Source organism: Pseudomonas sp. PD9R, assembly GCF_019200975.1.
In the GTDB taxonomy this organism is placed as follows: Bacteria; Pseudomonadota; Gammaproteobacteria; order Pseudomonadales; family Pseudomonadaceae; genus Aquipseudomonas.
The window spans coordinates 34,175-58,158 of the sequence record NZ_JAHTMR010000003.1 but is presented as its reverse complement, the minus strand read 5'-3'; the positions used below and the strand labels follow the sequence as shown (position 1 = coordinate 58,158).

22 protein-coding genes are annotated in these 23,984 nt (G+C 59.4%); 13 read left to right on the top strand and 9 right to left on the bottom strand.

From position 1 onward, the window contains the following. Positions 1 to 3 precede the first annotated feature (3 nt). Positions 4 to 591, bottom strand: coding sequence for a LysE family translocator (locus KUF73_RS07965; RefSeq protein WP_218437494.1), 588 nt, complete (start codon positions 589 to 591; stop codon positions 4 to 6). Positions 592 to 677: 86 nt separating this feature from the next. Then, positions 678 to 2,009: a PLP-dependent aminotransferase family protein gene (locus tag KUF73_RS07960; RefSeq protein WP_218437493.1), complete on the bottom strand. Its 1,332-nt coding sequence runs from the start codon at positions 2,007 to 2,009 to the stop codon at positions 678 to 680. Between the two features lie 89 nt (positions 2,010 to 2,098). On the opposite strand from KUF73_RS07960, the gene KUF73_RS07955 reads away from it, so the two are divergent. From KUF73_RS07955 to KUF73_RS07935, 5 genes are all read left to right on the top strand, one after another. Then, positions 2,099 to 2,995, top strand: a complete 897-nt coding sequence (locus KUF73_RS07955) for a DMT family transporter (protein WP_218437492.1) — start codon at positions 2,099 to 2,101, stop codon at positions 2,993 to 2,995. Positions 2,996 to 3,086: 91 nt separating this feature from the next. Further along, complete coding sequence (locus KUF73_RS07950; protein WP_218437491.1) at positions 3,087 to 3,707, top strand: LysE family translocator; 621 nt, start codon at positions 3,087 to 3,089, stop codon at positions 3,705 to 3,707. A gap of 154 nt (positions 3,708 to 3,861) precedes the next feature. Next, a complete protein-coding gene (locus KUF73_RS07945; RefSeq protein ID WP_218437490.1) occupies positions 3,862 to 4,944 on the top strand; it encodes a bifunctional transcriptional activator/DNA repair enzyme AdaA in 1,083 nt (360 codons plus the stop codon). Between the two features lie 33 nt (positions 4,945 to 4,977). Then, complete coding sequence (locus KUF73_RS07940) at positions 4,978 to 5,790, top strand: isocitrate lyase/phosphoenolpyruvate mutase family protein (RefSeq protein WP_218437489.1); 813 nt, start codon at positions 4,978 to 4,980, stop codon at positions 5,788 to 5,790. Between the two features lie 4 nt (positions 5,791 to 5,794). After that, positions 5,795 to 6,412, top strand: a complete 618-nt coding sequence (locus KUF73_RS07935; protein WP_218437488.1) for a DNA-3-methyladenine glycosylase — start codon at positions 5,795 to 5,797, stop codon at positions 6,410 to 6,412. 114 nt (positions 6,413 to 6,526) lie between these two features. Here KUF73_RS07935 and KUF73_RS07930 read toward each other — a convergent pair whose 3' ends face one another. The 3 genes from KUF73_RS07930 to KUF73_RS07920 form a co-directional block, all read right to left on the bottom strand. Then, entirely contained in the window at positions 6,527 to 7,624 is a 1,098-nt protein-coding gene (locus KUF73_RS07930) for an extracellular solute-binding protein (protein ID WP_218437487.1), read from the bottom strand. Between the two features lie 2 nt (positions 7,625 to 7,626). Further along, positions 7,627 to 8,751, bottom strand: a complete 1,125-nt coding sequence (gene aguA, locus KUF73_RS07925) for an agmatine deiminase (RefSeq protein ID WP_218437486.1) — start codon at positions 8,749 to 8,751, stop codon at positions 7,627 to 7,629. A 100-nt stretch (positions 8,752 to 8,851) separates the two neighbouring features. After that, the gene (locus tag KUF73_RS07920; protein ID WP_218437485.1) at positions 8,852 to 9,736 is read right to left on the bottom strand and encodes a LysR substrate-binding domain-containing protein; all 885 of its coding nucleotides are present in this window, start codon (positions 9,734 to 9,736) and stop codon (positions 8,852 to 8,854) included. A gap of 217 nt (positions 9,737 to 9,953) precedes the next feature. Between KUF73_RS07920 and KUF73_RS07915 the strand changes: the two genes are divergently transcribed. Continuing rightward, positions 9,954 to 10,442: a GFA family protein gene (locus tag KUF73_RS07915; protein WP_218437484.1), complete on the top strand. Its 489-nt coding sequence runs from the start codon at positions 9,954 to 9,956 to the stop codon at positions 10,440 to 10,442. A 93-nt stretch (positions 10,443 to 10,535) separates the two neighbouring features. Here the strand turns inward: KUF73_RS07915 and KUF73_RS07910 are convergent, their stop codons facing one another. Next, positions 10,536 to 11,144: a tRNA-(ms[2]io[6]A)-hydroxylase gene (locus KUF73_RS07910; protein WP_218437483.1), complete on the bottom strand. Its 609-nt coding sequence runs from the start codon at positions 11,142 to 11,144 to the stop codon at positions 10,536 to 10,538. A 161-nt stretch (positions 11,145 to 11,305) separates the two neighbouring features. On the opposite strand from KUF73_RS07910, the gene KUF73_RS07905 reads away from it, so the two are divergent. Then, on the top strand, positions 11,306 to 12,169 hold the full coding sequence (locus tag KUF73_RS07905) for a universal stress protein (RefSeq protein WP_218437482.1): 864 nt from the start codon (positions 11,306 to 11,308) through the stop codon (positions 12,167 to 12,169). Positions 12,170 to 12,258: 89 nt separating this feature from the next. Here KUF73_RS07905 and KUF73_RS07900 read toward each other — a convergent pair whose 3' ends face one another. Continuing rightward, positions 12,259 to 12,729, bottom strand: a complete 471-nt coding sequence (locus KUF73_RS07900; RefSeq protein ID WP_218437481.1) for a DUF1289 domain-containing protein — start codon at positions 12,727 to 12,729, stop codon at positions 12,259 to 12,261. Between the two features lie 459 nt (positions 12,730 to 13,188). On the opposite strand from KUF73_RS07900, the gene acnB reads away from it, so the two are divergent. Continuing rightward, positions 13,189 to 15,789, top strand: a complete 2,601-nt coding sequence (gene acnB / locus KUF73_RS07895) for a bifunctional aconitate hydratase 2/2-methylisocitrate dehydratase (protein WP_218437901.1) — start codon at positions 13,189 to 13,191, stop codon at positions 15,787 to 15,789. 164 nt (positions 15,790 to 15,953) lie between these two features. Here the strand turns inward: acnB and KUF73_RS07890 are convergent, their stop codons facing one another. Beyond that, a complete protein-coding gene (locus KUF73_RS07890) occupies positions 15,954 to 17,606 on the bottom strand; it encodes a SulP family inorganic anion transporter (RefSeq protein ID WP_218437480.1) in 1,653 nt (550 codons plus the stop codon). A 150-nt stretch (positions 17,607 to 17,756) separates the two neighbouring features. Continuing rightward, positions 17,757 to 19,037 carry a serine/threonine transporter gene (locus KUF73_RS07885; protein ID WP_218437479.1) on the bottom strand — a complete coding sequence of 427 codons (1,281 nt, stop codon included), beginning with the start codon at positions 19,035 to 19,037 and terminating at the stop codon, positions 17,757 to 17,759. A 379-nt stretch (positions 19,038 to 19,416) separates the two neighbouring features. On the opposite strand from KUF73_RS07885, the gene KUF73_RS07880 reads away from it, so the two are divergent. The 5 genes from KUF73_RS07880 (at position 19,417) to KUF73_RS07860 (ending at position 23,664) form a co-directional block, all read left to right on the top strand. Then, positions 19,417 to 19,800, top strand: a complete 384-nt coding sequence (locus tag KUF73_RS07880) for a tautomerase family protein (RefSeq protein ID WP_218437478.1) — start codon at positions 19,417 to 19,419, stop codon at positions 19,798 to 19,800. A 28-nt stretch (positions 19,801 to 19,828) separates the two neighbouring features. After that, positions 19,829 to 20,437, top strand: coding sequence for a TetR/AcrR family transcriptional regulator (locus KUF73_RS07875; protein WP_218437477.1), 609 nt, complete (start codon positions 19,829 to 19,831; stop codon positions 20,435 to 20,437). Between the two features lie 147 nt (positions 20,438 to 20,584). Then, entirely contained in the window at positions 20,585 to 21,550 is a 966-nt protein-coding gene (locus KUF73_RS07870; RefSeq protein WP_218437476.1) for a 2-hydroxyacid dehydrogenase, read from the top strand. 143 nt (positions 21,551 to 21,693) lie between these two features. Beyond that, positions 21,694 to 22,761 (top strand): phosphotransferase family protein, encoded by a 1,068-nt coding sequence (locus KUF73_RS07865; protein WP_218437475.1) that lies wholly within the window; start codon positions 21,694 to 21,696, stop codon positions 22,759 to 22,761. A 135-nt stretch (positions 22,762 to 22,896) separates the two neighbouring features. Further along, the gene (locus tag KUF73_RS07860) at positions 22,897 to 23,664 is read left to right on the top strand and encodes an SDR family oxidoreductase (RefSeq protein WP_218437474.1); all 768 of its coding nucleotides are present in this window, start codon (positions 22,897 to 22,899) and stop codon (positions 23,662 to 23,664) included. Positions 23,665 to 23,984 lie beyond the last annotated feature (320 nt).

Sequence of the window (23,984 nt, the reverse complement as noted above, 5' to 3'; positions counted from 1 at the left end):
TGGCTATGGCAGCAACAGATACACCGCACTCACCGCCAGCAGCAACGCCATCACTCGATTGAACCAGCGCATGCCTGCGGGGTTGTTCAGGTAGCCGCGCAGAAAAGTCCCGGCATAGGCCCAGCAGCCGACCGACAAATAGCAGATCACCAGATACACCGCCGCAAACTGCCAGACCAAACGCGCCTCGCCATCGGCGACAAATGCGCCCATCCCCGCGACACACGCCAGCCAGGCTTTCGGGTTGAGCCATTGCATCACGGCGCCGTACAGCATTGACGGCGCGCGACCCGAATCCTTTGCCTCAAGCCGCCCGTTGTCGGCCGCCAGTTTGAACGCCATGTACAACAGGAACGCGACGCCCGCCCATTGCACCACTTGCGTCATGGCTGGCCACAGCCGCAACAATTCATGCAAGCCAAGCCCCATTAACACCAGCAACAACACAAACCCCAACGTCGCCCCGGCCACATGCCGCTGGCTGGCGCGGAAGCCGAAGCGCGCCCCCGAACTCAAGGCCACGATATTCACCGGCCCCGGTGTTATCGAAGCGACTAACGCAAACGCCGCCATGGACATAATCAGACTCATCGCACACCTACTTCCTGTCAGTTGATCCAGGCGTCAACGTAAAGGAGCCCGTGGGTGTGCGTATTGAACAAAACTGCCCTGTGCCGTCAGGAGTAAAAGCCCACCACCCTCTTCACTTTCACCAGTGCTTCGCGCAATGAATCCATATCCACCGAGCCCAGTGCCAGGCGGATCGCGTGCGGTACATGGACCGAAATCGCAAAGGGGTCGGCGGGTGAAACCGACACTTGTTCGCGCATCAACGCCATGGTGATCTGGTCAGCACGGGCGTCTTCCGCCAACGGCAGCCAGATGAAGTAGGAAGATGGATGGCTGATGTATCTGAGCCCCGCCAATGCCTTGCGCGCCAAGGCTTGCCTGGCCCGCGCGTCCGCACGCTTTTGCGCTTCCAGCTTGATGACGGTGCCGTCGTCGAGCCAGGCGCAAGCAATCGCTGTCATTACGCCGGGCGTGTTCCAGGTGGTTGCCATGATCGTGCGCTCGAACGCTGCCACCCATTGCGCGGGCGCGGCAATAAATCCGATGCGCAGCCCGGTGGCGATATTTTTGGAAAGACCGGACACGTACACCGTTCGTTCAGGCGCCAGATCAGCCAGCGGTGGCGGTACGTCTTCGGCGAGGAACGCGTAGGCGGCGTCTTCGATGATCGTCAGGTCATGCTGACGCGCTATCGACACCAATTGCTCGCGTTGATCGGCACCCATCACCCAGCCCAACGGATTGTGCAAGGTCGGCATCGAGTAAACAGCCCGCACCGATCGGCTCCGGCACAGCCGATCGAGGGCCGCCAAATCCGGCCCCTTGTCGGTGACTGGAATGGGCAAGATTTCAAGGTGCAGCGTTTCGGCCAGCGTCTTGAAACCCGGGTAGGTCAACGCATCGGCGGCGATCACATCGCCGGGCTTGAGCAACGTCATCATTGCCACCGCCAAACCATGCTGAGCGCCACTGACGATCAACACCTGCTCAGCCGGCACGTTCAGCCCCCGCGCAGCCAAGTGGCGCGCGACCGAGGCCCGTTCATGCAGACGCCCGGCGTGAGGCTGGTAACGCAATAAGGCCTCCAGATCCCCGGACAGCGCCAACTGTCGCAGGGCATTGCGCAACATATCGGCCTGCCCGGGCAATGACGGATAGTTGAAGTTGAGGTCAATCATCCCCGCTGCGACGACGGACTGCGCGATGCCCTGGCCGGGCGGCAGTGACGTTTCCCTGACGAACGTGCCGCGTCCGGTTTCGCCACTGACCAGCCCCATGGCTTCCAGTTCTTTGTAGATCCGGGTAGCGGTGACCAATGCCACGCCTTCCTTGGCAGCCAATTGTCGGTGGGTGGGCAGACGCGTGCCCGGCGGCAATCGCCCGGAGCGGATGTCAGCGGCAAAGCCGTCAACCAGTGACTTGTAGCGTGAACGAGGCATGTCGAGGTGTATCCATGACAATTTTTTGATTGTACCGATACTCAGCCATACGATGGCTTTCTTGCAACCAGACTTTGAGCGTGAGCGAAATGGAGCGGACTTCAAACCTGCAACACCGGACGCTGGAAAGCCACGCCAGCGGCTGGATCAATGGCCTGATCGGCGTGATCATTTTCAGCGGCTCACTGCCTGCTACACGAGTTGCCGTGCTGGAGTTCGATCCGGTTTTCCTGACCGTGACCCGCGCGACCCTCGCTGCGATTCTGGCGCTGTGCCTTCTGCTGCTGTTCAGGGAAAAACCACCTGCGCGCAGCCAGCTTGTGCCCTTGGTCATCGTCGCACTGGGGGTGGTTGTCGGGTTTCCGCTGCTGACCGCCTTGGCGCTGCAATACGTGACATCCGCGCACTCCATTGTCTTCGTCGGCCTGCTGCCGCTCGCGACAGCTGTGTTTGGCGTCTTGCGCGGTGGCGAGCGGCCGCGGCCGGTGTTCTGGCTGTTCTCAGTGCTGGGCAGCCTACTTGTGGTCGGCTTTGCCGCTTCCCAAGGCCTGACCGCTTCTGTGCAAGGCGACCTGTTGATGCTGCTGGCGATCCTGGCCTGCGGCCTCGGTTACGCCGAAGGGGCGAAGCTGTCGCGAACCCTCGGCGGCTGGCAGGTGATTTCCTGGGCGCTGGTGCTGGCGCTGCCGTTCATGGCGATATCGGCCTGGTGGCGGATGCCCGCGACCTTCGCCCACATCAGCACGCCAGCCTGGTTCAGCCTCGCTTATGTGTCGCTGTTCAGCATGCTGATTGGTTTTGTGTTTTGGTATCGCGGGCTGGCCCAAGGCGGAATTGCCGCCGTCGGCCAACTGCAATTGCTACAGCCGTTTTTCGGTCTGACACTGGCGGCCACCGTGCTGCATGAACACGTCAGCATCGGCATGCTCGTGGTGACCGTCGCCGTGATCCTCTGCGTGGCCGGGGCAAAAAAATTCTCGCGGTAGCCACTGCTACGGCGCTTTAGGTCGATGACTGTACGGGGCAGGCCAAGCGAAGGCTGTGATAAAAATATGGCTCTCGCTACTGGAGCCGATCATGGACCTCGCCACCCTCTCCCTTTTTCTCCCGGCCTGTTTCGCCCTGAATATGGCGCCGGGCCCGAACAACCTGCTGTCGGTGAGCAATTCGACGCGCTATGGCTACCGCACCGCGTGCCTGGCCGGTGTCGGTCGCTTGCTGGCATTCGCCGGGATGATCGCCCTCGCCTCGGCGGGTCTGGCGGTGGTGCTGCAAACCTCGGCGTTGCTGTTCTACGGGATCAAGATTCTGGGTGCAGCGTATTTGTTCTGTCTTGCGTGGCAATTGTGGCGCGCCGACCCTGGCGTGGAGGACGTGGTAACCGGCGCGCCCGTTGGGCTGTTGGCGCTGGCCCGGCAAGAGTTTCTGGTGGCGGCGGGCAACCCGAAAGCCATCCTGATTTTCACCGCGTTCCTGCCGCAATTCGTCGACTCGACCCGCGCCATCACGCCGCAATTCGCGGTGTTGGGCGCACTGTTCCTGATACTTGAATGGATCGCCATTGCGGCCTATGCCTATATGGGTTTGCACATGCGCCGCTGGTTCGCCAAGCCTTCGGGCAAACGGTTTTTCAATCGCTGCTGCGCGGGGTTGCTGTCGGCGGCGGCTTCGGTGCTGCTCCTGGCCCGCCGCGCCTGAACCTCATGTAGAAGCCGCCGCAGGCTGCGATCTTTTAATTTTGATCTTAAAAAATTCAAAATATCGCAACCTTCGGCAGCTCCTACGGGGAGCGGTGGAATTCTCTGTCGATTTTCCGGTGGAGGCTGCCCATGTCGCGTTCTATGCTGGGCCCATGAACTTACAAAGCACGCTACTTCCGCCGCACGCCGAGATGGTTCGCGCCATGCTTGAACGAGACACCGCCTACGAGGGGGTGTTTTTTACTGCGGTCAGGACCACCGGGATTTTCTGCCGACCGAGCTGCACGGCGCGCAAACCGAAGCCGGAGAACGTCGAATTCTTCGCCCACGCCGATGAGTGCCTGTCGGCGGGCTACCGCGCCTGCCTGCGCTGCAAGCCGCTGGACGCCGCAGCCATCGCGCCAGACTGGGTGCAGAAACTGCTCAAGTCGGTAGACGCCGACCCCGAGCAGCGCTGGACCGATGCCCAGTTGCTGGCCGTGGGCATCGAGCCGCTGAAATTACGCCGCTGGTTCAAGCAGCATTTCGGCATGACCTTTCACGCGTGGTTGCGCACACGGCGCCTGGGCATGGCGTTGGGCGGTATCAAGCAGGGCGACTCCATCGACAGCGCTGCGTTCGACTCTGGTTACGAGTCCTTGAGCGGTTTTCGCGACGCCTTTCAAAAATCCTTCCACATTACTCCTGGTCGCGTCGGCAACAGTGAGCCCTTGCTGTTCGCCCGACTGACCACGCCGCTCGGCCCGATGATTGCTATGGCCGAGCGTCGCGGACTGGTGTTGCTGGAGTTCCTCGACCGGCCGGCGCTGACCCGGGAAGTCGAAACGCTGCAGAACCATTACGGCTATGCCGTGGCGCCCGGAGACAATCGCCATTTGCAGCAAATCGAAGAGGAACTGGCGCAGTATTTCGCCGGCAAACTGACCGAATTCAAGGTGGCGCTGCATTTGCCCGGCAGTGAGTTCTCTCGTCAGGTCTGGGCCGAACTGGCGACCATTCCTTATGGCCAGACGACCACCTACGGAACCATCGCGGCCAGACTGGGCAAGCCCGGCGCCAGTCGCGCGGTAGGTCTGGCCAACGGGCACAACCGCATTTCGATCGTCCTGCCCTGCCACCGGGTGATCGGTGCAGACGGCTCACTGACGGGCTATGGTGGAGGACAGCCGCGCAAGGCGTTCCTGCTCAGGCTGGAAAACGCAGCGGTGCAGATCACCCAACAACTCGCATTCTGACCCACCCATGTTTTTCATAAGGAAGGAAGCTCGATGGACAGGCTCGACAATCAATTGCACCAACTGCATCAGGACGGTTTGCTGATTCTCACCAACGTCGCCGACGCCGCCGGTGCGCGGATTGTTGAGCAGTTGGGCTGCAAGGCTGTAGCGACCAGCAGCGCGTCAGTGGCCTGGCTTCACGGTTATCCAGATGGCAACGCCCTGCCCCTTGAACGCTTGGTCTCAACGGTCGAATCCATTGCCCGGGTGATCTCGGTGCCGCTGACGGTGGATATCGAGGCCGGTTACTCCGATGACCTGACGCGGGTTGCCGAGGTGGTTGAGGCGGTGATCGCCGCCGGTGCCGTCGGGATCAACATCGAAGACGGCAGCTCTGCGCCGGAGTTGCTGGTACGCAAGATTGCAACCGCTCGCGAGGTCGCCAATCGCCGCCAGGTCAACCTGTTTATCAATGCGCGCACTGATGTGTATTTGCGAGGCCTGGTGCCCGCCGAAGATCGCGTGGCAGAAACCCTCAAGCGCGCTGCGTTGTATCAGGCGGCGGGTGCCAATGGCTTGTTCGCGGCGGGCGTTACGGCGGAATACGAAATCGCGGCGCTGTGCCAGGGCACGACGTTGCCGTTGAATGTGCTCGGTTTCCCCGGCCTGCCGTCCCCCGAAGCATTGAAAGCGTTGGGCGTGCGCCGTCTTAGCGCCGGCTCGGGCATCGCCGAGTTTATGTATGGCGCCATGGCGGCGTTGACCAAAAGCTTTCTGCAGACCGGCAAGCTCGACAGCCACGACCTCAAGGCTTTCACTTATGGCGAAGTGAACGCGTTACTGCAACCGTCGGAAAAAGCCTGAACCCATGCCTGACAGCTATCGGCCCGCCACCGAGTTTTTGTCGTCGCTCGATGATGACTGGCATCGACATATCGCTACCGTCGGCCCGTGCCTGCATCAGCCTCACGCCGCGCGCGATCCTTATGAATCGCTGGTGCGGGCGATTGCCTACCAACAACTGCATGCGCGGGCCGGGGATGCGATTGTCGGCCGCTTGTTGGCGTTGTATCCGTCGAGTGCGTTTCCGAGGCCCGAGCAAATCGTCGCCACCGACTTCGATCGACTGCGCAGTTGCGGTTTTTCCGCCAGCAAGATTGCAACTATTCAGGGCGTCGCCCAGGCGACCCTGGATGGCGTGGTGCCGGATTACGCCACGGCGCTGGCCATGGACGATGAAGCGCTCATCGAGCGACTGGTCACCCTGCGCGGCGTGGGGCGCTGGACCGTGGAGATGCTGTTGATCTACAGCCTGGAACGGCCGGACATCTTGCCGGCCGATGACTTTGGGGTGCGGGAGGGTTATCGGCGGCTTAAGGGGCTGGAGGTACAGCCGACTCGCAAGCAGATGATTGAGCTTGGGTTGGCTTGGCGTCCTTATCGGACGGTGGCGGCCTGGTATTTGTGGCGGATGACGGGCAAATAGACCGCGTTATCGTTCTTCGCGGGCAAGCCTCGCTCCTACAGGATCTCCGCCGTCTGTAGGAGCGAGGCTTGCCCGCGAAGGTGTCGTTTCGTTCAACACATCAACCGAGGCCGATCACAACCCCGACTTCAAACGGCTAAACGCCCGAATCAAAGCCCGGTTGAACGCCTTGCCATTGTCATTCTTGCTGTACAACGAAGCGCGAACCGCTTGCGGTGGATAGGTCCCCGGATCATTACGAATCGCCGGATCAATCAAGCTGTCCGCCGCCGTAATGGCATTGGCGTAATGGATCGTGTCAGTGATCGGCGCCATCACTTCAGGCGTCATCAAGTAGTCCATCAATGCCAGGCCGGCCTGTGGATGCGGCGCATCCTTGGGAATGACCATCGCATCGAACCAGATCAACGTGCCTTCCTTGGGGATTCGGTAACTGAGTTTGTACGGCTTGCCCGCCGCCTCGGCCTGACCGGCAGCAATGGCAACGTTACCGTTCCACGACATCGCCACGCAGGTGTTGCCATTGGCCAGGTCGCTGATGTTCAGGTCATTGTCGAAGTAGCGAATGTAAGGTCGGATTTTCGCCAGTTGCGCCTCGGCGCGCTTGAGGTCATCAAGGTTCTGGTTATTGATGTCCAGGCCCATGTACTTCATGACCGCCGCGAACACTTCGTTAGGGTCGTTGAGCAAGCTGACCCCGCAATCGGCGAATTTCGACACCACTTGCGGATCGAACAGCATTGCCCAACTGTCCGTCGGCGCGTCGGGCAAGCGCTGCTGGACCGCTTGTTCCTGATAGCCCACGCCGGTGGTGCCCCAGGCATAGATTCCGGCATAACGATTGCCCGGATCGAACACCGCCATGTGCTGGCGGAACTCCTCGCCGACACCGGCAAAGTGCGGCAATTGCTGCTTGTCCACGGTCTGGATTGCACCGCTCTGGATAGCCCGAGACAGATGTTGGCCCGCGGTCAACACCAGGTCGTAACCGCTGCGTCCGGTGAGCAATTTGGTCTCGACGGTTTCCAGTGAATCGAAGTGATCGGCGACTACATGGATGCCGGTTTTTTTCTCGAAATTGGTCAGGGTGTCCGGTGCCAGGTACTCGCCCCAGATGTACAGGTTCACCACCGGTTTGGCGGTGTCGGCGGCCTGCACACACAGGGGTGCAAGCACCAGCAATAACGCTTGAGTCAGTTTGTGCAGGCCCATGATTAAACTCCTTTTTTGTTGCTGGCAGTGCCAGCGTATTGAGGCATGGTGATGCACGCGACGTTGCCGCCACCGAGCAGGATTTCCCGGGAGTTTTCGATACCGACGATTTTGTGTTGCGGGAACAGTTCGGCCAGCGTCGCCAGCGCTACCTGATCGTTACGGTCGCCAAACAGCGGCACTACGATCGAGGTGTTGCCGGCGTAGTAGTTGATGTACGAGGCGCAGATTTTGGTCCCGGCTTGACGCGTGTGGGTGCTGTCTTGCTGATCCAGACCTTCGGCTTCTTCAGCCGTCCACTCCAGCACATCCGGTTGCGGCAGTTTATGCACGATCAACTCGCGACCACGGCTGTCGCGTGTACTGCGCAGGATATCGTAGGCCTCCTGATAGATTTCCCACTGTGGGTCGTCGCGGTTGTCGGTCCATTGCAGCACCACTTCGCCCGGTCGCACGAAGCAAGCGAGGTCGTCGACGTGACCGTCGGTTTCGTCAAACTTGCAGCCCCGTGGCAGCCAGATGACTTGCTCGGCGCCAAGGTAATCGGTCAAGCGGCGAGTGACTTCGTCCTTGCCCAGATGCTGGTTGCGGTTGCGATTGAGCAGGCATTGTTCGGTGGTGAGGATGCTGCCCTGGCCGTCGCTCTGGATACCGCCCAGTTCGGCAATCAGGGGTGCGCGATAACGGTCAAAACGTTCGATCTCCAGAATTTTGCTGGCGATCTGATCGTCCTTGTCCCACGGGTAATACAAGCCGCCGTCCAGGCCGCCGTAGGCGTTGAATTCGAAGTCGACGCCGCGCACCTCACCGCTCTGGTCGTTGACCACGAAGCACGGGCCGCTGTCGCGGAACCAGGTGTCGTTGCAGGTCATTTCCACTACGCGCACCTGCGCCGGCAACTGACGGCGAGCGGTGGCGAACTGCGCGGCGGAGGCGCACACAGTGACCGGTTCACTCATGGAGATTGCGGTGACGATCTGCACCCAGACTTTCTGCGCGGGCTTGGCGCCGTTGCGCCAGACGTCAGTGCGTTCCGGCCAGCCGAGCCAGCAGCCGGACTTGGTTTCGAATTCGCCGGGCAAACGGAAACCGTCTTGCTTAGGGGTGGTGTCGAGCGAACGTGCCATGGTCAAACCTCATCAGCGGGGATTGGAATGACCACAGGCTAAGGGCGTCGGCGACTTGCTCGCCAACGATGATTATTTCGGAATACTTGAATTCAACTCATCAATCGACCAGCTGATCGTTGAACCATGCCAGCATCTGCGCCACCGCCGGCCGCTCCAGTCGCACCCGTTCGCAGACCAATGCGTATTGGCCCAGCGCGGTCATGCTGGAGGTGAACGGTCGCACCAGACGACCGCTGAGCAAATCTTCCTGCGCCGTCAGGTTGTCGCCCATCGCAACGCCCTGCCCCTGCGCCGCAGCCTCCAGCGCCAACCCGGCGTGGGCGAAATACAGTTGCCGCTCGGGGCGTTGATCGCCGGCATGGCTGGTGAGCCAGGCAGTCCAGGTCTTGCCGTCCTGATCGTCGTGCAGCAGGCAGTGGCGCGCGAGGTCTTTAGGGGTTTTCAGCGTGCCTTGGTTGAACAGGCCGGGGCTGCACACCGGGAAGAACTGCAACGCCGGTAACGGTCGGACGAAATACGCACTGCTGTCCACCGGGCCGGTGCCGTAGGTGATCGCCAGGTCGATGTCTTCCCCCGGCGCAGTGGCGTCGATCGGTTGTTCGTAGAGGTGCAAGGTAATGTGCGGATAACGGGCGTAGAAATCGGTGAGTCGGCTCATCAACCACTTTTGCGCCAATTCGGCTGTTACTGCCAAACGCAACACCGCCAGGGACGAGGGATCGCGCAATTCATCGCAGGCATCACCGATCAATTCGAAGGCTTGTTGCAGGCTTTGCATCAGGCGTCCGGCAGCCATCGTCAGGCGAATTTGCCGACCTTCGCGGACAAACAGCGGCACGCCTAACTGCTCTTCCAACTGGCGAATCTGATGGCTGACCGCGCTGTCAGTGACGCATAACTCCGCCGCCGCCCGGCCGAAGTGCGCGTGGCGGGCGGCGCATTCGAAGGTTCGGAGTGCTGCCAGGGAGGGTAGACGTCGCATGGGTTTTTGATCCCGAATTCGAGGCGGCCATGCTGACGTGAAGGAGGATATGCGTCCAGTCGTGTTGATCACACCCACTGCAGGAACTGCCGAAGGCCGCGATCTTTTGATCTTGATTTTGAAAAGCAAGGTCAAAAGATCGCAGTCTTCGGCAGCTCCACCATGCTCTGTGTGCGTCTAGGCTTTGCCGATAGGCTTAACCCGTCCGGAGGTTCCCATGCAACTCGAAGGCTCCTGCCATTGCGGCGCAGTATCGTTCAACCTGACCAGCGCCCACCCCTACCCTTATCAACGCTGCTATTGCTCGATCTGCCGCAAGACCCAGGGCGGTGGCGGTTACGCAATTAATATCGCCGGTGACGCCAACAGCCTGAAAGTACGCGGGCGCAAGAACATCGCGATCTACCATGCGCTGCTCAAGGGTGAAGGCGAGAAACGCGCCCACCGTAGCAGCGCGGAACGGCATTTCTGTTCGGTTTGCGGTTCGGGCTTATGGCTGTTCAGCCCCGAATGGCCGGAGCTGATTCACCCGTTCGCATCAGCCATCGACACGCCGCTGCCAGTGCCGCCGGAACACACGCATTTATTGCTGGATTCCAAGGCTCCCTGGGTCGAGGCCGAGGTGAAACCCGGTGATAAAAAATTCGATGAATACCCCGAAGAATCCATCGCCCAATGGCATGAACGTTTGGGTCTAAGCCGGTAATCCCATGTAGGAGCTGCCGCAGGCTGCGATCTTTTGACTTTGTTTTTTAAAGGGCAAAATCAAAAGATCGCAGCCTGCGGCAGCTCCTACAGGTTATGCGGTGGTTGGGATACCGCTATGGAAGCGGAATTCCACATCCGGCGATTCGATTAGTTCCCGCTCGGCGGCACGTACTTTGTCGATCACCTGAGCGATGTCCTTGGCGTCACCGTATTGGTAGGCCAGTTTCAGGTAGCCCTGGAAATGCCGCGCCTCGCTTTTCAACAGGCCGAAATAAAACTTGCCCAGTTCTTCATCCAGATGCGGCACCAGTGCTTCGAAACGCTCGCAACTGCGGGCTTCGATGAACGCGCCGACCACCAGCGTATCTACCAGCTTCACCGGTTCGTGACTGCGCACCACTTTGCGCAGCCCCGAGGCGTAGCGCCCGGCGGAGAGCTGGCGCAGCTCGACTTTGCGCCTCTTCATCAGGCGCATGACTTGCTCGTGGTGCACCAACTCTTCCCGGGCCAGGCGCGACATCATGTTGATCAAATCGACGTGGGAGTGATACTTGGCAATCAGGCTGAGCGCTGTGCTGGCGGCCTTGAATTCGCAGTTTTTGTGGTCGATCAGCAAGGTTTCCTGATCGGCCAGCGCGGCCTGCACCCAGCCATCGGGAGTGCGGCAGCCAAGGAATTCGTGAATTTCGGGAAGGATCATGGGGCCCACGGACAAGAGGTTCAAAACGAAGGGCGCCGATTATACCGGCCTGCCCAAAGACCACCAGTCACCACCGTTGATATGCATCAACTCTCGAATACGCGACCAGCAACTATAGTTGTGCAACGCCATGCTTTTTTCATTTTCAGGAGATCCCGATCATGCAAGCCATTCGCAGCATTCTGGTGGTCATTGAGCCCGAACATTCGGAAAGCCTGGCGCTCAAACGGGCAAAATTGATCGCGGGCGTTACCCAGGCGCATCTGCACCTTCTGGTATGCGACCCCAAGCATGATCACAGCGGCATGCTCGGGGTACTCAAGGCCGCTTTACTGGAAGACGGCTACAACGTCACCACCGAACAGGCATGGAACAAGAGCCTGCACGAAACCATCGTCGACGTGCAGCAGGCGGAAGGCTGCGGGCTGGTGATCAAGCAGCACTTCCCCGACAGTACGTTGAAAAAAGCCTTGTTGACCCCGGGTGACTGGAAACTGCTGCGTCACTGCCCAACCCCGGTGCTGCTGGTCAAAACCTCCGGTTCATGGAAAGACAAAGTCATTCTGGCGGCCGTCGATGTCGGCAATACGGAAAGCGAACACCGCCACCTTCACAACAGCATCATTGACTACGGCTATGACATTGCCAGCCTGGCCAAAGCCCACCTGCATGTGATCAGCGCCCACCCCTCGCCGATGTTGTCGGCGGCAGACCCGACCCTGCAGCTCAGCGAAACCATCGAGGCGCGTTATCGCGAGCAGTGCAAGGCGTTCCAGGCGGAGTTCGACATCGACGATGAGCACCTGCATATCGCAGAAGGCCCGGCGGATGTGTTGATTCCATTCATGGTGCACAAGCTGCAGGCGGCCGTGACGGTGATCGGCACCGTGGCGCGTAGCGGATTTTCAGGGACGTTGATCGGCAATACCGCGGAAGTGGTGCTGGACGCGGTGGAAAGTGATGTGCTGGTGCTCAAGCCGCAGGAGGTTGAGGATCATCTGGAGGAAATTGCGGGCAAGCATTGACTGAAGATCAAAAGATCGCAGCCTGCGGCAGCGCCTACACAGTCCAATGAAGGAGCTGCCGAAGGCTGCGATCTTTTGACGTTAAAAAATCAGCCGCCAAACGCATCCCTTAGGAACCCCGGCGCGATGTAGCGCTGGTAATGCGCCTCGGAGAGCAGGAAAAATTCCCGATCAATGGCGTCCCGCAGTTCCGGCAGACTCCAGTCGCGGAACTCCGGCAGCAGTACCATGCCGTAGGCTTCCAGATTGTTGATGACCCGCGCGCCCCGCGCAATCAACTGATAAGCCCAGCAATATTCCGACTGGTGCGGCACAAAGCGGATTTTTCGCTGTTCCAGCTGCATTCTCAGCAACGGCGAATCGAAAATTTCCACCTTGGCCGCCATCACTTGGGACAGCAGTTGCTCAAGACGCAGCCACACCGCGCGTTTTTCGTCCTCGTTGTAACCGTTCCAGTGAATCACTTCATGGTGGAAACGCTTACAGCCACGGCACACCAGGTCACCGTAAACAGTGGAGCAAAGGCCGACGCAGGGGGTTTTGATGGTCTGATTGGGCATAGGTCAGGAAAACGCGAAAAAGCAAAACAGGCCGGCATGTTAGCCCTTTGTCCGGGATTGATCACCCCACAAACTTCAGGGAATCAACGTCTATTGGTCTTTGACGACAGCCGCCACCAAAGTCCAATAAACCCTGACTTACCTTTAATTTTTTTTTGCCGTAGAATCAGCCTGCCTTTTTAGGCGCCAATGTCCGTTAGAAGCTGTTTTCAAAGCGTCACGAGCACAGTCGTTCCTTCAGAGCGGTGTTGGCGAAGGGTTTTTCCAGCGGGGAAAAGCCCAACGCCAACCCTCATCAGCTCCCCGTTCTGCAGGCGTAAAACTTTGAAAGCAGCTTCTGTAAGGAATTGTCGGTAATTCTGGCTAAGTGGCTCACAACGCCATGCAGCGCATGAGTACGGCAATTTCGGGATGAGCGTCCCGGACACCCATTTGGGACCACTGATGAGGGTAATAACTGTGCTTGAAGCCTACCGCAAACATATCGAAGAGCGCGCAGCACTGGGTATCGTTCCCCAGCCGCTAAACGCCGAACAAACTGCAGGCCTGGTCGAGCTGCTGAAAAATCCCCCGGCTGGCGAAGAAGCATTCCTCGTTGACCTGATCACCAATCGCGTTCCGCCTGGCGTGGACGAAGCAGCCTATGTAAAGGCCGGCTTCCTGTCCGCCATCGCCAAAGGCGAAGCCAAATCCCCTCTGATCGACAAGAAACGCGCTGTTGAACTGCTCGGCACCATGCAGGGCGGCTACAACATCGTGACCCTGGTCAACCTGCTGGACGACGCCGAACTGGCTCCAGTAGCCGCCAAAGAACTCAAGCACACCCTGCTGATGTTCGACGCCTTCCACGACGTCGCTGAACGCGCCAAGAAAGGCAATGCTCTCGCTCAAGGCGTTCTGCAGTCCTGGGCTGATGGCGAGTGGTTCAAGAACCGCCCTACCCTGGCCGACAAGATCAGCCTGCGCGTTTTCAAGGTAACCGGCGAAACCAACACCGACGACCTGTCCCCTGCGCCTGATGCCTGGTCCCGTCCGGACATCCCGCTGCACGCCCTGGCCATGCTGAAAATGGCTCGCGACGGCATCGTGCCTGACGCTCAAGGCGTTACCGGTCCGATGAAACAGATCGAAGAAATGCGCAACGCCGGTTTCCCAATCGCCTACGTTGGTGACGTGGTCGGTACCGGTTCTTCGCGTAAATCGGCGACCAACTCCGTACTGTGGTTCTTCGGCGACGACGTTCCTTTCGTGCCGAACAAGCGTGCCGGCGGTTTCTGCTTCGGCAGCAAAATCGCTCCAATCTTCTACAACACCATGGAAGATGCCGGCGCACTGCCAATCGAATTCGACGTTTCCAACATGAACATGGGCGATGTCATCGACCTGTATCCGCATGCTGGCAAAGTCTGCAAACACGGCACCGACGAAGTCCTGACCACCTTCGAAATGAAGACACCGGTCCTGTTGGACGAAGTTCGTGCTGGCGGCCGTATTCCGCTGATCATCGGCCGTGGCCTGACCGAAAAGGCTCGCGCCGAGCTGGGTCTGCCAGCGTTCGACCTGTTCAAGAAGCCGGAAGCACCGGCTGAAAGCACCAAGGGTTTCACCCTGGCGCAGAAAATGGTCGGCAAGGCTTGCGGCGTGACTGGCGTTCGTCCAGGCACCTACTGCGAACCGAAGATGACCACCGTGGGTTCCCAGGACACCACCGGTCCTATGACCCGTGACGAACTGAAAGACCTGGCGTGCCTGGGCTTCTCCGCTGATCTGGTGATGCAGTCCTTCTGCCACACCGCGGCATATCCAAAGCCGATCGACGTGACCACCCACCACACCCTGCCTGACTTCATCATGACCCGCGGCGGTGTTTCCCTGCGTCCGGGCGACGGCATCATCCACTCGTGGCTGAACCGCATGCTGCTGCCAGACACCGTCGGCACCGGTGGTGACTCGCACACCCGTTTCCCGATGGGCATTTCGTTCCCGGCCGGCTCCGGCCTGGTAGCGTTCGCCGCAGCCACCGGCGTTATGCCGCTGGACATGCCGGAATCGATCCTGGTGCGCTTCAAAGGCAAAATGCAACCGGGCGTCACCCTGCGTGACCTGGTTCACGCCATTCCTTACTTCGCGATTCAGTCGGGCCTGCTGACTGTCGAGAAGAAAGGCAAGAAGAACGCCTTCTCCGGCCGCATCCTGGAAATCGAAGGCCTGGACAACCTGAGCATCGAGCAGGCTTTCGAGCTGTCCGACGCCTCGGCTGAACGTTCGGCTGCCGGTTGCACCATCAAGCTGTCGAAAGAGTCGATCACCGAGTACCTGCAATCGAACATCACCCTGCTGCGCTGGATGATCGGCGAAGGCTACGGCGATGTACGTACTCTGGAACGTCGTGCTCAAGCGATGGAAGCCTGGATCGCCAACCCTGAGCTGATGGTTGCCGATGCTGACGCCGAATACGCTGAAATCATCGAAATCGACCTGGCCGACATCAAAGAGCCTGTGCTCTGCGCGCCGAACGATCCGGACGACGCCCGTCTGCTGTCCAGCGTTGCTGGCGAGAAGATCGACGAAGTGTTCATCGGTTCGTGCATGACCAACATCGGTCACTTCCGCGCTGCCGGCAAGTTGCTGGAACAGGTCAAAGGTCAGCTGCCAACTCGTCTGTGGCTGTCGCCACCGACCAAAATGGACGCTCACCAACTGACCGAAGAAGGCTACTACGGCATCTACGGCAAGGCTGGCGCACGCATGGAAATGCCGGGCTGCTCGCTGTGCATGGGTAACCAGGCACGTGTAGAGCCGAACTCGACTGTTGTGTCGACTTCGACCCGTAACTTCCCGAACCGTCTGGGTGATGGCGCAAACGTCTACCTGGCTTCGGCTGAACTGGCGTCCGTGGCTTCCATCCTGGGTCGCCTGCCGACCGTCGAGGAATACATGGAATACGCTGGCAAGATCGACAGCATGGCGGCCGATGTCTACCGCTACCTGTCCTTCGACCAGATCGCCGAGTTCCGTGAAGCTGCTGCGAACGCCAACATCCCGGTCGTTCAAGCCTAACGTTACACAGCAATAAAAAACGCCGCCCATCGTGAGATGAGCGGCGTTTTTTTATGCCTGCACTGCATGCACCAATCCCTGTGGGAGCGAGCCTGCTCGCGATAACGGTGGATCAGTCGACATCAATGCTGAATGAACAACCGCTATCGCGAGCAAGCTCGCTCCTACAGGTTACTCGTCAGCCTTATGGCTTGCTGTACCGCCCCATCCACACTCAGCCCACTCAGAATCACCCCGTTAGCCTGCACCTCGGGCAACGCCGACAATGCACTTTGCGTCCCCTCTTTAAGGCGAGCCAAAACCAGCAACTTGCCTTCGTGATGTACCCGCACGAAAAATTCCTGCAGCGCTTCGATGCTGGTGCCATCCAGATCAGGCGACTCCTCCAGGCTCAGAATCACGGCATGAATCGGTGTTTGCGAGTGTCGGATCAAATGCAAGGCACCACCGAGAATCCGTTCGACGTTGGCAAAAAACAACGCTTCACTCGGCCGGACAACCAACACGCCCGGCACTGCTATCGCCGCGGGATGACGTTGCAGGTCGACAAAATCGTGACCGCCATCGATTCGCCCGAGCACCTGGATATCGGCAGCCGACATTCGCTTGAGCATCAACAACACACTGATCGCCACGGCCACCAACAAGCCGTCCAGCACACCGAGCACCAGCACCGCGCCCACGGCACACAACACCAGCAGGCGATCACGCCGCCAGACGAAATATCGCCCCAAGGGTTGCAGGCTCAAACCACGCGCCAATGCATGAATGACGATGGCGGCGAGAATCGGTTCCGGGGTCAAGGCGATGTAAGGCAGTACCGTCAGCACGATAAGCAGTACGACCAGCGCCGCCACGACACCAGCCAGCCGCGACGTGGCACCTGCCGCCTCGTTGGCCGAAGTCGCCGAGTAACCTGCCCCCGCCGGCATGCCATGAAACAGGCCAGACAACAGGTTGGAGGCACCGAGCGCCAGCAAATCCCGGTTCGACGTCACCCGGTCACCGTGTTTTAGCGCGAACGAACTGATCGAACCGTAGGACTCCGCGTACAGAATCATTACCATGGCAAACGCCAACTCCCCCAAACGCAGCCAATCGGCAAACGGCAGTTCCGGTAGCTTCGGCACTTCCAGGCTCAGATCGATCACGCCAATCAACTTGACGCCATAGGCCGGCAGGCTCAGCCACTGGCCGGCCGCGATGCCGATCACCACCACCAGCAATCCACCGGGCAGGCGTCGAAACCTTGCAAACAGCCACAACAACGCCAACGCCACCATGGCAACGCCCGCAGCAACCCAATTCCATTGCGGCAGTTGCTCCAGCAGTTGTGGCAGAAACCGCACCAGATTAGGCTCGTTCAAATGCACCCCGACCACATTGGCGACCTGCTTGAGGATGATGGTCAGCGCCAGCCCAAAGGCAAATCCGCGCAACACCGGTTTGGCGACGAAGGACGTAACGCCGCCGAGCCTGAACAGCCCGGCCAACAGGAAAAAAGCCCCGCTCACCAGCACCAGCCCGATGGCCAGTGTCGAACGCAGTTGCGGATCGCCATTGGCTAAAGTCGCGGTAGCCGCAGCGAGCACTGCGGCTGACGACGATGTGGCGGAAACGATCGCAAACCGACTGGTGCCCAACAGCCCGTAGCAGAGCAGACCCGCGAACAACGCGATGAGCCCGGCCTGTGGCGCCAGCGCAGCAATGCTTGAATAGGCAACCGCTTCGGGCAACAACAGGCCGGCAATCGACAGCCCGGCGAGCAGGTCTTTCCAGCGATTGGGTTGTTCTGAGGGGGTTGGGGCGCTCGACAATCCAGTGTCTCCAGGCGAAAAAAAACCGCTGCGCGTATGACGCGCAGCGGCCACTGTAGCGGTTAATCACGCTCAATCAAAAGATCGCAGCCTGCGGCAGCTCCTACATGGATCAGTTGCCAAAGACTGCGGTCTTTTGATCTTTACCCATCAGGCACTCAGCGAATAAACCAACGCCGAAATCGCCACCAGACCTACCGCCACCACAAACACATTTGACGCCTGACCGCGATAGCGCGCCATCGCCGGCACTTTGCGGATCGCGTACATCGGCATCAGGAACAGGATCGCCGCGATCACCGGGCCACCGAGGGTTTCGATCATGCCGAGAATGCTCGGGTTCAGCGTGGCGACAATCCAGCACACCACCAGCATGAAAGCGGCAGTCATGCGGTCCAGGACCTTGGGCGACGGACGTTTGCCAGTCTTGACGATTAACCCCTTTAAACCTTCGCTGGCACCGATGTAGTGCCCCAGGAACGACTTGGAGATCGCCACGAAAGCAATCAACGGCGCCGCGAAGGCGATGGTCGGGTTGCTGAAGTGGTTGGCGAGGTAAGACAGGATCGACAAGTTCTGTGCCTTCGCCTCGGCCAATTGCGCTGGAGACAGGGTCAGCACGCAGCTGAAGACAAAGAACAGCACCATGACCACCATCAGGGCGTGAGCGCGGGACAGGATCTGCGAGCTGCGCTCCTCGGCGTGGTCACCATAACGCCGCTTCTGGTCGACCGCGAAGGCCGAGATGATCGGCGAATGGTTGAACGAGAACACCATCACCGGAATCGCCAGCCACAAGGTGTGCAGCAACGCCGACGGTTCAGGCAGCGTAGAGGCCGTGGTCAGGATGCCGCCGTTCCAGTGCGGAACCAGGAACACCGCCAAAAACAGCAGCGCGACGATGAACGGATACACCATCAGGCTCATGGCCTTGACGATCATTTGCTCACCGCAACGCACCACGGCCAGCAGGCCGAGGATCAGCACCAAGGACAACACGGCGCGCGGTGGCGGCATGATGTGCAATTGATGTTCGAGGAAACTGCCTACGGTGTTGGTCAGCGCGACGCTGTAGATCAGCAGGATCGGGAAGATCGCGAAGAAGTACAACAAAGTGATCAGCGCGCCGGCCTTGATGCCGAAATGCTCCTCCACGACCTCGGTGATGTCGGCGCCTTCGCGTCCAGACAAAACGAAGCGGGTCAGGCCGCGATGCGCGTAGAAGGTCATCGGGAACGCCAACAGCGCCAGGACCAGCAACGGCCAGAAGCCGCCCAGGCCCGCGTTGATCGGCAAAAACAGGGTGCCTGCACCGATTGCCGTGCCAAACAGGCCCAGCATCCAGGTAGTGTCTTGGCGATTCCAGCTCGTCAGCGTTGCGGGTGTCGCTGCTACAAAGCGTTCGTTAACGCTTTTGGCCTGATCATTCATCCGGTGGGATCTCCACATTCCGGTCAATTGCCACCCGGCCAGCACGCGTCGGAATACCCGACAGGCAGCGCCCTGGCCGAAACAGGGGCGCGATTCTCCGGGATTAGTGAACAGAAGCAAAGACTTAGGTGAGGAACGGTGGTGCCAACTCGATGAAACTGAGCGACACACAAGCCTGTAAGAGCGAGGCTTGCCCGCGAAGGCGGTGTAACAGTCGCATCGATGCCGAACGTGCCGCCGTCTTCGCGGGCAAGCCTCGCTCCTACACGGTTTGCAGAGTCTCTGGGTTGATGGAGTACAGTATTTCATCAGTCGCCACTTGATAAAGGTTTACCGTCATGTATTTTGGGTCGACCTGTATCCCTCCCGGAGTCTTCCCATGCCACTGGTTCGCATCGACATCAAAAAACAGCAAGACCCCACCTACGCCAAACGCATCGGCCAACAGATTTACGCGGCCCTGCGCAGTGCCATCAGCGTTCCCGAAAACGATAATTTCCAGATCCTCGCCGAGCACGACGAGCAGCATTTTATTTTCGACCCGCAATACCTTGGCATCGCTCGCACCGACAGCCTGGTGGTCATCCAGATCACATTGAGCGAAGGCCGTACTCTCGATCAGAAAAAACTGCTCTACAAAACCATCGTTGAAAACCTGAACGCAGAACTGTCGGTGCGTCTGGAAGACGTTTTCATTAATCTGGTGGAAGTGAAAAAAGAAAACTGGTCATTCGGCAACGGTATTGCCCAGTACGCCCTCTGATTTTCAATCCTTTATCTGTGAGCCCCTAATGCCCCGAGTCTCCCGCAAGCAAGCCGACCTCAATCGTGAAATCATCGTCGAGGCCGCCACGCGACTGTTTCGCGAACGCGGCCTGCATGGGATCAGTGTTGTCGATGTGATGGGCGCCGCTGGCCTGACCCATGGCGGTTTCTATGGTCACTTTGAATCGAAGGAAGCGCTGGCCGTCGAAGCCAGCGGCCGGGCGTTCGAGCAAGCGGCAGGGCACTGGCGGGAACGGATTGCCACGGCTGACGATAAAGCCGGCGCTCGCCGGGCCTTGATCGAGCCCTACCTGTCGACCGCCAGCCGCGACAATCCGGGTGACAGCTGCCCGGTGGTGGCCTTTGCCGGCGATATGTGCCACGAAACCGCCGAAAGCGGCCTGCGCGAGACATTCATGGGTGGCCTGAACAAGCTGCTCGATTCGCTGAGCAGCCTGATGGAATCAGACGATGCCGTCGCCAACCGGCAACAGGCGCTGGTGCAGTACTCGCTGATGGTCGGTGCGCTGACGCTGGCCCGGGCCAGCCGGGGCGATGCCTTGTCAGATGAAATCCTTGAAGCTGCGCAGTGCTTTCTGACAGCAGAAAAGCCTGAATCCCCTTCCCCGGCCTGACGATTCGCCGTCGTATAGAAAATCATCGCAAGCCGCGCCAGCTCCTACACTGAGAAGCGCGGTATCGGCGTTGTTGCCAAAACGTTCCGGAGCCAGCACTCTCAAGCGAGGTCGAGCTCGACATACACATGCCTACAGGAGCCAAGCATGCCCGCAACCGTTCTGGTACTGGTTGAAACCATCAACGATTATTTGCCGATCCTCGAACATCAGGGCTTTCACCTGATTCTTGCGCCTACACCTGCCGAACGCGCCGAGGCCATTACCCGGCACAGCGGCCAAATTGACGCGGTGCTGACCCGTGGTCCACTGGGCCTGTACGCCGATGAAATCGCTGCCCTGCCCAACCTCAAGATCATCTGCGTGATCGGCGCCGGATACGAACACGTCGACCTGCAAGCCGCCGCCGACCGAGGCATCACCGTGACCAACGGCGCCGGGGTCAACGCCTCTTCGGTGGCCGACCACGCCATGGCATTGCTGCTGTCGCTGGTGCGCGACATTCCCCGTTGCGACGCCGCCGTACGCCGGGGTGAATGGCCGAAAATCATGCGCCCTTCCCTGGCCGGCAAACGCCTGGGCATTCTCGGCCTGGGTGCCGTCGGCATGGCCATCGCCAAACGCGCCGCCAACGGTTTTGATATGAGCGTGAGCTACCACAACCGTCAACATCGCAGCGACGTGCCCTACAGCTTCTGCTCCACGCCTACGGAACTGGCGCGCGCCTCGGATTTTTTGATCATCGCCACCCCCGGCGGCCTCGCCACCAAGCACCTGATCAACCGCCAGGTACTCGATGCCCTCGGCCCCAAAGGTTTCGTCGTCAACATCGCCCGGGCCAGCGTGATCGTCACCGCCGACTTGATCAGCGCCCTTGAGCAACGCCGCATCGCCGGTGCCGCGCTGGACGTATTCGATCACGAACCCCAAGTGCCGGATGCCCTCAAGTCGTTGACCAATGTGGTCCTAACCTCGCACGTCGCCGGCCTGTCGCCGGAAGCCACCCAGGGCACCGTCGAACTGGTGGGTCGCAACCTCGTGGCCTTCTTTACGGGTCAGCCCGTGCTCACACCCATTGAAATGCCTATCCGCGTCAGCAATGCCGTTCTGTAGGACGATTCAAACAGGTGTATCAAAAACAATGATTGCTCGGCAACACGCTCACCTATAAGGGCCGTTCGTGGTTGTGGGTGCCGGGTGGGCGCATTAGATTAGCCAATAGTTTCAGGCCTCCAGAATAAGCAGAAGGGATAAGTATGGCGCTTACAGATCAGTCCACCCGTATCCGCACCGGCGAAGAACTCGATGCCAGCCTGATCGATCCATACCTCAAGGCGCATATTCCAGGCCTCAGTGGCTTGCCTGCGATCAGCCAGTTCCCCGGTGGCGCGTCGAACCTCACCTACCTGCTGGAATACCCCGAACAGGAGTTCGTCCTGCGTCGGCCACCCTTCGGCCACAAGGCCAAATCCGCCCATGACATGGGTCGCGAATTTCGCATTCTCAATCAGCTTCGCGACGGTTTTCCCTACTGCCCGAAAGCCTATGTGCACTGCACCGACGAATCGGTGATCGGTGCCGAGTTCTACGTGATGGAACGGGTCAACGGCATCATCCTGCGCTCCGAACTGCCACCGGAACTGGGCCTGGATTCGGCGAAAACCGAAGCACTGTGCAAAAGCTTCATCGACAAGTTCGTCGAACTGCACCAGGTCGACTACAACGCCTACGGCCTCGGCGACCTCGGCAAGCCTGAAGGCTACGTGGCGCGGCAGATCAAAGGCTGGAGCGACCGCTACGAAAAAGCCCTGACCCCCGACGCGCCGCAATGGGAAGCGGTGAAAGCCTGGCTCAACGACAAGATGCCGGCCGACCACCCGACTTCCAGCATCGTCCACAACGACTACCGCTTCGACAACGTCATCCTCGACCCGAACAACCCGATGCAGATCATTGGCGTGCTCGACTGGGAACTGACCACCCTCGGCGACCCGCTGATGGACCTGGGCAACACCCTTGCCTACTGGATCGAAGCGGGTGACCCGGCACCGGTGCAACTGATGCGCCGCCAGCCAAGCCACGCTCCTGGCATGCTGACCCGCCGCGAATTCGTCGATTACTATGCCCAGCGTTCCGGCATCGAAATCGATAATTTCGACTTTTATTACACCTACGGCCTGTTCCGCCTGGCCGGTATCGTGCAGCAGATCTACTACCGCTTCTACCATGGCCAGACCCAGGACAAACGCTTCGCGCAGTTCATTCACATGAACAAACTGCTGGAGCAGATGAGCCTGCAGGTCATCCAGAAGTCCAGCCTCTGAGATCCCCTGTAGGAGCGAGCTTGCTCGCGAAGGTCGTAAACGATAACGCACGCTTACTGACCAAACGCTGCAAGCCGCCCCTACCAAACAGCATCAGCGACACCCCGGCATTTGACTCGATAACAAGGAAACCCCATGTCCAAGACTCAGTTGTTCGACCTCGACGGCAAGATCGCTTTCGTCTCCGGCGCCAGCCGTGGCATCGGTGAAGCCATCGCCAAACTGCTGGCCCAACAAGGCGCCCACGTTATCGTGTCCAGCCGCAAACTCGACGGCTGCCAACACGTCGCCGACGCCATCATCGCCGCCGGCGGCAAAGCCACCGCTGTCGCTTGCCACATCGGCGAAATGGAACAGATCAGCCAGGTCTTCGCCGGCATCAAGGAACAGTTCGGCCGCCTCGACATCCTGGTCAACAACGCCGCGACCAACCCGCAATTCTGCAACGTCCTCGACACCGACCTCAGCGCCTTCCAGAAAACCGTCGACGTCAACATCCGCGGATACTTCTTCATGTCAGTCGAAGCCGGCAAACTGATGCGCGAAAACGGCGGCGGCAGCATCATCAACGTCGCCTCGATCAACGGCGTCTCGCCGGGCGTGTTCCAGGGCATCTACTCGGTGACCAAGGCGGCTGTGATCAACATGACCAAAGTGTTCGCCAAGGAATGTGCGCAATTCGGGATTCGTTGTAATGCGTTGCTGCCGGGTCTGACCGATACCAAGTTTGCTTCGGCGCTGGTGAAGAATGAGGCGATTTTGAATACCGCGCTGCAGCAGATTCCGCTTAAACGCGTGGCTGATCCGAGTGAGATGGCGGGGGCGGTGTTGTATTTGGCGAGTGATGCTTCCAGTTATACGACTGGGGTTTCGTTGAATGTGGATGGTGGTTTCTTGTCTTGATTCGGTGTTTGGAATGAAAGAAAGGCTGCCGGTTAGCTTAATGCTGATCAGTTAAGCGAACGCAGCCCCTTGTAGGAGCGAGCTTGCTCGCGATGGACGTTAACGATAACGCGTGTTTGCTGGATAAACGCGTCACCCTCACGTTCTTCGTCGGAACGCCGCCCGGAGCAAGCTCGCACCTACAATTGTCTTAACTGATCGGCATTAGACGGCGGGCTGCCTTTTTCGTTTTCAGTTTCGCGCTCGTTATTTCTTCTTCTGATTGAAATTATTCGGCGTTCATTCACTACTAATCATGCCTAGATTGATATTACCAACGC

Bases quoted from the DNA above. Each gene is read 5' to 3' on its own strand.
- KUF73_RS07965 (WP_218437494.1), bottom strand. From the start codon at position 591: ATGAGTCTGATTATGTCCATGGCGGCGTTTGCGTTAGTCGCTTCGATA.
- KUF73_RS07960 (WP_218437493.1), bottom strand. From the start codon at position 2,009: ATGCCTCGTTCACGCTACAAGTCACTGGTTGACGGCTTTGCCGCTGAC.
- KUF73_RS07955 (WP_218437492.1), top strand. From the start codon at position 2,099: ATGGAGCGGACTTCAAACCTGCAACACCGGACGCTGGAAAGCCACGCC.
- KUF73_RS07950 (WP_218437491.1), top strand. From the start codon at position 3,087: ATGGACCTCGCCACCCTCTCCCTTTTTCTCCCGGCCTGTTTCGCCCTG.
- KUF73_RS07945 (WP_218437490.1), top strand. From the start codon at position 3,862: ATGAACTTACAAAGCACGCTACTTCCGCCGCACGCCGAGATGGTTCGC.
- KUF73_RS07940 (WP_218437489.1), top strand. From the start codon at position 4,978: ATGGACAGGCTCGACAATCAATTGCACCAACTGCATCAGGACGGTTTG.
- KUF73_RS07935 (WP_218437488.1), top strand. From the start codon at position 5,795: ATGCCTGACAGCTATCGGCCCGCCACCGAGTTTTTGTCGTCGCTCGAT.
- KUF73_RS07930 (WP_218437487.1), bottom strand. From the start codon at position 7,624: ATGGGCCTGCACAAACTGACTCAAGCGTTATTGCTGGTGCTTGCACCC.
- aguA (WP_218437486.1), bottom strand. From the start codon at position 8,751: ATGGCACGTTCGCTCGACACCACCCCTAAGCAAGACGGTTTCCGTTTG.
- KUF73_RS07920 (WP_218437485.1), bottom strand. From the start codon at position 9,736: ATGCGACGTCTACCCTCCCTGGCAGCACTCCGAACCTTCGAATGCGCC.
- KUF73_RS07915 (WP_218437484.1), top strand. From the start codon at position 9,954: ATGCAACTCGAAGGCTCCTGCCATTGCGGCGCAGTATCGTTCAACCTG.
- KUF73_RS07910 (WP_218437483.1), bottom strand. From the start codon at position 11,144: ATGATCCTTCCCGAAATTCACGAATTCCTTGGCTGCCGCACTCCCGAT.
- KUF73_RS07905 (WP_218437482.1), top strand. From the start codon at position 11,306: ATGCAAGCCATTCGCAGCATTCTGGTGGTCATTGAGCCCGAACATTCG.
- KUF73_RS07900 (WP_218437481.1), bottom strand. From the start codon at position 12,729: ATGCCCAATCAGACCATCAAAACCCCCTGCGTCGGCCTTTGCTCCACT.
- KUF73_RS07885 (WP_218437479.1), bottom strand. From the start codon at position 19,037: ATGAATGATCAGGCCAAAAGCGTTAACGAACGCTTTGTAGCAGCGACA.
- KUF73_RS07880 (WP_218437478.1), top strand. From the start codon at position 19,417: ATGCCACTGGTTCGCATCGACATCAAAAAACAGCAAGACCCCACCTAC.
- KUF73_RS07875 (WP_218437477.1), top strand. From the start codon at position 19,829: ATGCCCCGAGTCTCCCGCAAGCAAGCCGACCTCAATCGTGAAATCATC.
- KUF73_RS07870 (WP_218437476.1), top strand. From the start codon at position 20,585: ATGCCCGCAACCGTTCTGGTACTGGTTGAAACCATCAACGATTATTTG.
- KUF73_RS07865 (WP_218437475.1), top strand. From the start codon at position 21,694: ATGGCGCTTACAGATCAGTCCACCCGTATCCGCACCGGCGAAGAACTC.
- KUF73_RS07860 (WP_218437474.1), top strand. From the start codon at position 22,897: ATGTCCAAGACTCAGTTGTTCGACCTCGACGGCAAGATCGCTTTCGTC.